This is a genomic window from Furfurilactobacillus sp. W61-4, assembly GCF_057545565.1.
The window spans coordinates 1-8,931 of the sequence record NZ_BAAJNZ010000010.1; the positions used below are offsets into that span (position 1 = coordinate 1).

The window sequence follows — 8,931 nt, forward strand, 5'->3', positions numbered from 1 at the left end:
TCAACCCAGTTGTTTTTCAATGAATAATCTAGTCTATCGTGTAAAATCATATATCCTAATTTTGCACTATCACTTAATGTCTTATATTGAGATCCATAAATTAAAACCTGTGGGAATTGGAAAAAACGAGTTGCATAAGCTTTTTCCGACTCAATAAAATTGAAATTAGTTTGATTCATTATAAAACTTCCCTTCTCAACTGACACACACTGTCTCGAAAGAGAGTTGCTAAAACATTAGATTTGCTTTAAAATACAAATCTGATATGCTTTAACTAAATTACAAAGCATTCATTTAGCCGTGAGGGCTTTGTAATTTACCAGCATGTGCCTATTCTTGGTTGCCCATTCGGCAACTTTTTTAATTTCTAACAACAAAAAATGGACTAAATAGCTTCGGTTAGCTACTTAGTCCATTGGCTTTGATTTGTTTTTAACTATCCTTCACTTGTCCTCTAGGACTGGTTTGCGGTATAATTAACCTACAAATTAAGAACAATGTTCAGTCGATTTTCACCGCCAAGTTAAAATCGACTGAATCTAAGTAGCTGTCTGATAGCTACTTGCTAAACCAAAAGTCCCTGATTCCCCGTGAATCAAGGACTTTTTCTGTTTAGCTTTATCTTCTATTCGGTTGTTAAATTAGTTTTAGTCTAGCATAGCGCTTATCTTCCAGCAACATTATTTGATCTTGTATACTTTACCAGATCTTAGTTTGGAACCAACAAGCGATTGAATATACTAGCAAATATTATTCAATCGATGTTTTAATTAAATTAACCAAAAAATGTAACATTTATTGTAGTTGCTGTTGTACTTATGAATTTTCTGGCTGATCATAATTATAGATTGAACTCTTTTTTCAATAGCTGTTCTAAATATCTGGAAGCTGTTAACTCTTTTCCTTTGGCACGTCTGGCCAATTCATTAGCAACGTTTTGTTTTAAAGTATAAGACTTTGAAACTCTAGGTGTAGGAGGTTCATTTGTTATTGGATTGCTGTTCATACTGTTTTTTAATTGGTCCATTTTATCTTCAAATGCCATGATGTTGATCCTTTCGATAGCATATCACACTATGTCATAGCATGATATGATTATTGCTTAGTAAACGTATCAAATATTTTGTCAATTTTCTCAAAAAATTCCCTTGCTTTTGGAGTTGAGCTTTTGCCTTTTTCCATGTTGATCAGCGGTTCATGATTAAGAGTTGTTTTATTGAATACTTCTCTTTCAGGAATTAAGGCAATGGTTCTGGAATCTTTTTTCATTTGTTCCACAAATTCATGTGAAGATTTAGTATTATGTTTTATTCTATTTCCAATAAATTTTAGTTCTGCTGTGATAAAGCTTTTACGACTTTCAACATTAATTACTTCTTGTTTTAATTGTTCCATTCTTAATTCCAAATTACTTTTGGAAATAAAACCGTATTCACTTGGTTCAATCGGACTAAATACTAAATCTGAAATTACAATCATATTTTGCGTGATTGTCGAAAAATCCGGATGTGTGTCTATTAATACATAGTCAAATTTTTTCAGTTTGTCATAATTGTCTGAGAACCACATGTACATTAGTAATTCTTTGTTGGCTCTCGTTTGAAGATCATTGTTGACCATATCTAAATTCATAGAAGCAGGAATAATTGATAAGTTTTTGTGCAATTCAATAATTTCTACTTTTTCACTATCTTTTGTAAAAATGTTAGCTAAGGTGCCATGGTCTTTATAAATATCATAGGTTTGGGTCAGACTGCATTGGTGGTCGCTATCAATCAGCAAAACGTTATAGCCTTTGCTAGACAGCCATTCACTATAATTGAAAGTTAAGGTTGTTTTGCCAACCCCTCCCTTAATAGCAGAAAAAGTAATTATTTTCATGGGGCGCCTCCTTGTTTACAGTTAAAGCATATCATAGCATGATATGATATGCAATGACTGAATATAGCACAGCATGTTTTTTTCTTTGTTGTGTATGTTTGCTAATGTCCGTCTTTCTAGTAGCTTCTGGTCGGTTGTGGTCTCACCGAAATGATTTAAATAAGTAAATGGCCAATTGTTAGGTAGTAATGGTTGATATTCAAGGTGAGGGGTTTGGTAATGCCACCCGGAAGGCGGTAGATGGCTTCGTTGCAAATTTGAAGCTTAATTATAAAGGTAATGTTGCCAAGCTAATTCAAGGAGCCTTTTGGTGCAAAGGAATTTCACCAAATGATTTTTCAACTGTTTATTCGGCTGATACGATAGCAGCAGTTAAGAAATTACAAAGTGATGCTGGTATTACTGCCAATGGTTAAATGCCAATTATGAGAGTTATATTGGTATTAGACCTTGTGATGGAATCTATCAGCGCGACACAAATGAGGCACTAATCTATGCTCTCCAGGCTATCGAAGGTATGTCACCCAGTGAGGCCAATGGTTATTACGGTAATCAAACTATTGCTTTGACGCCCACTGTCAAGGTCGGCGAGCATGGTAATATCGTTAAACTAATTCAGTATGGGCTTTATGTGAATAACTACTATCAGTCTGGAGCCTTTGATGGGTATTTCAGCACTACTGTTGCAAATGAGATTGTGGCTTTTAGGAAGTTTATGATTTTACCCGATGGCTCATTAAGTAGTGCCTCGACTTATTCAGGCGTAGCTGATTTGCGAGTGATTAAAGGACTTCTAACTAGTAATGGTGATACCGGTCGAGATTCTAATACCTTTGATTGCGCAACCCAACTGACAGATACTAGTATGATTCAACGGCTGTACCAAGCTGGTTTTTCAATCGTTGGCCGTTACTTAACGGGATCTGTCGGAACGGGTAGTGCCAAAAAAGCCAAGAACTTGACATCTGATGAAATTAGTAAATTAACTGCTGCGGGTTTTTCGATTTTTCCTATCTATGAGGACGGTGGGTATGAAGTTAGTTATTTTACTGAATCACAAGGAACTAAAGACGCATACCTAGCAGCATATGCGGCTCGTGCGCTCGGCTTTCCAGACGGTACCGTGATCTACTTTGCAGCGGACTTAGATTTACAGGATGGAGACATCGAGGGTACGGTTATTGCGTACTTGCAAGCCGTACGAGCATCACTAACTGACTTAGGCTATAAAACTGGGTTATATGGGACACGGAATGTTTGCCTACATGCGGCAGAAAGTATGGGAATTTCGAATTTCTTTGTGGCTAATATGTCTTATGGATGGAGCGGTAACCTCGGGTTTCCAATGCCCAAGAATTGGTGCTTCGATCAATTTGTAGAGTATACTACTGGTTCTGGTGTTGACATTGACCAAGATGCATCATCTGGTCGTGATAGTGGGACTAAAAAATTTAAAAGTACAGGTGGTGTCACCGCTGATGAAGCGCTTAAATATATTTTAGGGAATACGAACCTGCAAATTGGTGGGAAATACGTTCAAACTATTGGGCCGTTTAAGGTTACCTGGCTTGCTACTAATGAAGTAGCTGATAAATCAAGTTCAAACATTGTGACTATTTCAAATAACGAATTACCGGAAGCTGATCTAACAGCTATTCTAGAAACAAAGTATAAACTTCCAGATTGGATTGGGCATTTAACTGTTGATGGTATTGGAAAATGGGGGATTTCAGAGAAAATAAAGAAAGGAAATTTTGAGTTAGAAATTGATGATAGTAAGGACAGTGAGTTTAGTTTTAAGTTGAAATATTATGTCTATCAAGTTGAAAAAGGCTCATTAAGTGAGACCTTAACAATTGAAATTGATGTTACTTTCAATAAGAGCGACTTCGATAACTGGCCTACCTACGATCCTGCAGAATCACTTGAGATAACGGTAAGAGCTATGTTTGTGATGGCCGCAATTATTGCAATCGGAGCTGTAGTTGCTGGTTCATCGCCCGCTACGGGTGTTGCCGCAGCATTTGTAGCGCTTGCTACAAATTTCTTAACAAATAATAAAGTATAGATTAAAGAAAAATTTAGATAAAAAAAGACAAGGTGAGAAACCAAAATTAGTTTCTCACCTTGTCTTTTTTAACGCTCAGATTCCTATACTAGAAATCCTATAATTGCCATGACGAACAATGCGGAGTAGGATTGCAAATGGTACCCAACTAAATCTTTGTGGTCCTGTTCGTTTGGTAGTAGGAAAGCTTGTTTTTCAATGGGGTGCTCATGCCAAATAGGTTGTTGTTTCCAAAAATCATACAGTTGTTGGGGAAGTGCTATTGCAGGTGGAATTGCCATTATAAAGCCTATAATGGCTGGCCAGAATGGGGTTCTGCTATTTCCGAAAGCAATTACGTAAAAGCTCCATATGAGTGAACCATAAAAACAACCTTTAGCCACTGTAAATTCTAACCAGAAGAGTAGTTCGTTTTTTAGGGAACTTCTACGATACGTTTGAAGAACTTTTTTCTTGAGCTGCCTCATTTTGCGACGGGAGTCGTTCTTTCTTAGAAAAAGTCCCCAAAAATATAGCTCGTCTGATCTTGTATAGTCCATAATTTTTTTTCGAATCTTACCAAGAAATATGAGTAAAACAAACTCAACTAATAAGATCAATAATGGTAACATCAATTTTGGGCCTCCTTAAAAAGGTACACTTATCCAGTCGCTGGTAGTTACTTATCGTGAATGTTAGAGTTATACTATTGCTGATTTTAACCACCGAAATTTTAATAGTTAATTCAGTTGGCGCCAACGTGGTATTTATTAATTTGGGCCACAATAGCCGACTACATCTATAAATGACATGGTATCATACTATTTATAGATGTAGGTTGCTAATGAATCTTTTAATCGATGGTTATGTTGGTTTTTCTCAAACAGTCCAACTTTAACCATGTAACAATTAATGAGATCATAGCAGCACTTGAACCTATTAATCAACGGCCATTGAAAACTATCGGACTTATTCGGATTAAATTTGCAATCTACCCTATGACAACACCACCTTAACAAATCATAATTTGGATAATAGTATGTTCCATTTGAAAGCTAAGCCTTATAATTAGCATAGGGTTAATAGCTCTAATCAAAATACCCACAAAAGGCCTGCTCAACTAACAATTGAGTAGGCCTTTTGTAGTACAAATTAATCCTTATCACAACTAACCTCAATAGCACAACAGGTATAAATAGTGCCTAAAATCCCTAAATAAATTTCTCTCACAACTGTTTAATAAAGCGGCAATCCCCGTTGTACGTGATTAATTAAACAGTCAATTCTTAAAACACCTATTTTTAAATCGACTTAAACCTTCGCTGTTGCGTGCGTTTACTAATCCCCGTCTTTCGTTCAATCATCTTATAAGTCATGCCTTGTTTTCGCAACTCATAAGCAAATCTGATCTGTTCATCAGAATACGTTTTCGGTCGCCCTTCCCGAAACAACGGATCATGTTGCTTGGCATACAATTTACCTTCTTGTGTGCGCGTGACAATCATATCGCGTTCAAACTGCGCAAAGGCGCTAAATATTGTAAAGACTAATTGGCCAGTCGGCGTATTGTCAATTAAGCCCATATTCAAAATGTTGACTTTGACATTTTCTTTAAACAACTCTTGGATAATGGCTAATGCCTCGCGCGTGTTCCGTGCAAACCGATCCAGCTTAGTGACAATCAAAGTATCACCTGTTTTTAGAGCGCGCAACAGTTTTTGAAACTCCGGTCGTTCAGTAGTTGTGCCGGTAAACTTTTCCTGAAAGATTTTTTCTGCTCCTGCCAATTTTAGTAACTCAATTTGATTTGCTAATTTTTGATCAGTGGTACTGACCCGCGCATAGCCATATTTCATCTTTTTCTCTCCTTACTTATGTCATTAAGTAATGACACGGTTCTAACCCTTTAATTATACAGTATCAAAAAAGAGGCCACAACTGTTAAGTTGTGACCTGACTTGTTCTATCTAAACACTTTACTCATTATATATTCAAGACGTCCAAAAAATTGCATCTAATATATCTAAGCCCTTTAACGGGGAGACACTTTGATACTTGCAGCGCTCGATTAATTACTTGGGTATACAAAATAATTATTGTCACGAGCCAAAAATAATCTTAATGTTTAAATTTGCTTCACTTCAATAAAAGACCGGCCTGCTCAACCCCAAGGGTTTTAACGGACCGATCTTTATTTACATTAAGGCATCTTTACTTACTTTGAAAAACTTTTAATTTATCTTAGCCAGTTGTTGTGACAAAGCTTCCACATATTTAGCCAACTTCTCCAGATTGTGACTCTGGTTGAAAGCTTTTAAGTTCGCTTGCACTTGCCGAACACCTTCCTGGACCCTTTCTTGGCCATTAACAGTCAAAGATAGCCAAACAATTCGTCGATCATTTGGATTCACTTGTGATTGAATTAAATTATCTTGAATCAATCGCCAAGTATTCCTGGAAATTAGTGTGCGCGTGACCGTGAATGCATCAGCTAATTCACTAGCAGTAGCTTGCCCATGTTGTTCAAGATAGACTAATATTCCCCACTCACGCATTGAAAAGTCAGTTTTGGCCAGTCCTTGCACTAACATCTGGTATGCCTGATTCTGAATAGCTTGCAGGGTTGTTAAGCTCTCAAACTGGTTCTTAATTTGCTGATGATTTACCATATAATATCATCCTATTCTTTGTACTGCCGCTTAGTCATTCCGAAGAGTTATAACAAACTACTCATGGCTAATAGTAATAAGCCCCTCAGTGTCATATGTCGTTGGTCAGTTTCATCAGTTCGAGGCAACCATTGATCTACAAAATTAGTAGCCTCTGTTTGACCAGCCTGAACCGGCTTAGCAGCATCGTTGATTGGCTCGGGTTAATAGAAACTCTAAAATCTGTCGATAAACTATTTATAATTCTTATTATAATAAATTGATTCAAACTCATTATGAACGTTAGAAATATTATTAATATGCATTGAAGGTTAATTTTACAATCTACCTAAAACTAAATATAATTTTTCTAACTTAGTTGTTGCACTTAAACTACTGCATACTCATTTTTCAGTCTTACTTAATCTGCCTCGATGATAAATTTTCTTTTGGATTAAGTATTGATCCTGATCTTGAGTAATAAATAACGGAGAACTTTCTTCTATGACATTGCTAAACTCCAAACCATACCATGAAATAGGTGAGGCCGTAATTTTCTGCAAATAGATGCGCCCGCCAATCAATCTTCTATCTAACGAGCTTAACTTATCATTGACAATTAAATCTGCTGGTTGTTCCTTTATAATAACAAACTTAAAGTCGCCGACTTTCCGTTGTCGCTCTGTTGAATACGTGGGTATTTGTGGTTCAAAAATACCTTGTTCCACTAGATGATTTACAATTTGATGTAAATAGACACTAACGGATTGAGATTTCTTAAACCCTAAGTAAAATTGAACGTTAACAACATTATGCGTCTCAAGTAAATCAACTGTATAATTACTTTCATAAGGTGCATTGGTTTCATTGACTGTAACAAACCAATAAACTTTAGCTCTTTTAGGTTGTCTGTCGAGAATAGAATACATGGTACTACGCTTAATTTGGTAATCACCCTTAATTTTAGTCATATACACTAAGTTAGTCGTGAACAAAGGTACTGTATTGTCTGCGCTTAATTTAGAGAGTTGATCACGATAGTCAAGAAGTGAAACATACTCGCTTTCTCTCTCATAATGTTCTCTTCGTTTATTTCCAAAGTACCAAAGCCACATAATATAAAGAATGCCCAACATGATTGTTAACGTAACATAACCGCCATGAATAAACTTAACCAAACTTGAAATTAGAAAGATTAACTCAATAAAACCAAAAAACAAGGCAATTATAAGTGCTGTTCCCTTAGCCAGGTGTTTCTTTAAGAATTCATGCAAAAGCACAGTAGTCATAAGCATGGTAATAGTGATCGCTAAACCATACGCGGCCTCCATTTTTTGTGAACTACCAAAGAACCAGACTACACTAATTGTTATTATACATAGTATCCAGTTAACAGTTGCAATATAAATTTGATTTTTTATATTACTTGGATGTCTAATAACCATTCTAGGTAAAAATTTTAAGCCAATTGCTTCATCGACTAAAGTGTAAGAACCCGTAATCAACGCTTGAGAGGCAATAATTGCAGCGAGTGTGGCTAGCAAAATGCCAACTAGGCGCCAAGTTCCGGGGAGCATTTCATAAAAGGGATTTAAGTTCGATAAGTTCCTGTAAGCAGTATCACCTGCATGTCTAATTATCCAAGCACCCTGACCTAAGTAATTTAAAAATAGGGTACTATATACTAGTGGCCATGTTACATAAATATTCTGCTTGCCAACGTGACCCATATCGGAATATAAAGCCTCTGCTCCTGTGGTTGCCAAAAAGATACTTCCAAGTATAAAGATTCCCACTTTGTTAACTGGACTGAATAGTATCCTAATTGCATAATAAGGAGAAATAGCCTTCAATATCATTGGATAATTGATTAGATTAACGATTCCAAAGACAGCCAAAAAGCCAAACCATAAAATCATCACTGGTCCAAAGGATTTCCCAATCACACCTGTTCCAAAACGTTGAATCATAAATAATACGAGTAGAACAACTGTTGTGATAATCAAGACGTTATGTTGAGAATTACTAAACACCACAGGGCCAAGGTGTTGTTTTTTTAATCCCTCAATGGCTGAAGTCACAGTTACTGCAGGAGTTAATGTTCCATCGGCCAAAATGGCCGCCCCACCAATCAAGGCTGGCCAAATTAACCATTTTGAATTTTTTCGAACCAATGCATATAAAGCAAAAATTCCGCCCTCACGCTTATTATCGGCTTGCATTGCAATGACAACATACTTCAACGTTGTAATGATCATTAATGTCCAAAAAATCAACGAGATCGATCCAATCACGTAATTGGGAGAAATATTTCCCATTTTACCGGCGTCACCAATCAATGCATTCATAACATAC

At 36.4% G+C, this 8,931-nt stretch carries 9 protein-coding genes; 2 read left to right on the forward strand and 7 right to left on the reverse strand.

The window, feature by feature from the left end; all coding sequences use genetic code 11:
- The 3 genes from AC27FN_RS09815 to AC27FN_RS09825 form a co-directional block, all read right to left on the reverse strand.
- Positions 1 to 179, reverse strand: a 179-nt coding sequence (locus AC27FN_RS09815) for a replication initiator protein A (RefSeq protein WP_487167810.1), incomplete at its 3' end; no start/stop codon positions are given.
- Positions 180 to 841: 662 nt separating this feature from the next.
- A complete protein-coding gene (locus AC27FN_RS09820) occupies positions 842 to 1,045 on the reverse strand; it encodes a hypothetical protein (RefSeq protein WP_015474751.1) in 204 nt (67 codons plus the stop codon).
- 50 nt (positions 1,046 to 1,095) lie between these two features.
- The gene (locus AC27FN_RS09825) at positions 1,096 to 1,881 is read right to left on the reverse strand and encodes a ParA family protein (protein WP_071665541.1); all 786 of its coding nucleotides are present in this window, start codon (positions 1,879 to 1,881) and stop codon (positions 1,096 to 1,098) included.
- 188 nt (positions 1,882 to 2,069) lie between these two features.
- Between AC27FN_RS09825 and AC27FN_RS09830 the strand changes: the two genes are divergently transcribed.
- Both AC27FN_RS09830 and AC27FN_RS09835 read left to right on the forward strand, forming a co-directional pair.
- Positions 2,070 to 2,297 (forward strand): hypothetical protein, encoded by a 228-nt coding sequence (locus AC27FN_RS09830; protein ID WP_071665542.1) that lies wholly within the window; start codon positions 2,070 to 2,072, stop codon positions 2,295 to 2,297.
- Between the two features lie 101 nt (positions 2,298 to 2,398).
- Positions 2,399 to 3,949: a glycoside hydrolase domain-containing protein gene (locus tag AC27FN_RS09835; RefSeq protein ID WP_487167806.1), complete on the forward strand. Its 1,551-nt coding sequence runs from the start codon at positions 2,399 to 2,401 to the stop codon at positions 3,947 to 3,949.
- A gap of 83 nt (positions 3,950 to 4,032) precedes the next feature.
- Here AC27FN_RS09835 and AC27FN_RS09840 read toward each other — a convergent pair whose 3' ends face one another.
- From AC27FN_RS09840 to AC27FN_RS09855, 4 genes are all read right to left on the reverse strand, one after another.
- On the reverse strand, positions 4,033 to 4,560 hold the full coding sequence (locus AC27FN_RS09840; RefSeq protein ID WP_487167807.1) for a hypothetical protein: 528 nt from the start codon (positions 4,558 to 4,560) through the stop codon (positions 4,033 to 4,035).
- 669 nt (positions 4,561 to 5,229) lie between these two features.
- Positions 5,230 to 5,784: a recombinase family protein gene (locus AC27FN_RS09845; RefSeq protein ID WP_033615067.1), complete on the reverse strand. Its 555-nt coding sequence runs from the start codon at positions 5,782 to 5,784 to the stop codon at positions 5,230 to 5,232.
- A gap of 375 nt (positions 5,785 to 6,159) precedes the next feature.
- Positions 6,160 to 6,597, reverse strand: coding sequence for a MarR family transcriptional regulator (locus AC27FN_RS09850; protein WP_487167808.1), 438 nt, complete (start codon positions 6,595 to 6,597; stop codon positions 6,160 to 6,162).
- A gap of 383 nt (positions 6,598 to 6,980) precedes the next feature.
- Positions 6,981 to 8,931 (reverse strand): KUP/HAK/KT family potassium transporter (locus tag AC27FN_RS09855; protein WP_487167809.1); only part of this gene is annotated, 1,951 nt, incomplete at its 5' end.

What these genes read in the sequence shown, in the direction of transcription:
- AC27FN_RS09840 (WP_487167807.1), bottom strand. Translation starts at nt 4,560, where the DNA reads ATGTTACCATTATTGATCTTATTAGTTGAGTTTGTTTTACTCATATTT.
- AC27FN_RS09835 (WP_487167806.1), top strand. Translation starts at nt 2,399, where the DNA reads ATGTCACCCAGTGAGGCCAATGGTTATTACGGTAATCAAACTATTGCT.
- AC27FN_RS09850 (WP_487167808.1), bottom strand. Translation starts at nt 6,597, where the DNA reads ATGGTAAATCATCAGCAAATTAAGAACCAGTTTGAGAGCTTAACAACC.
- AC27FN_RS09845 (WP_033615067.1), bottom strand. Translation starts at nt 5,784, where the DNA reads ATGAAATATGGCTATGCGCGGGTCAGTACCACTGATCAAAAATTAGCA.
- AC27FN_RS09820 (WP_015474751.1), bottom strand. Translation starts at nt 1,045, where the DNA reads ATGGCATTTGAAGATAAAATGGACCAATTAAAAAACAGTATGAACAGC.
- AC27FN_RS09830 (WP_071665542.1), top strand. Translation starts at nt 2,070, where the DNA reads ATGGTTGATATTCAAGGTGAGGGGTTTGGTAATGCCACCCGGAAGGCG.
- AC27FN_RS09825 (WP_071665541.1), bottom strand. Translation starts at nt 1,881, where the DNA reads ATGAAAATAATTACTTTTTCTGCTATTAAGGGAGGGGTTGGCAAAACA.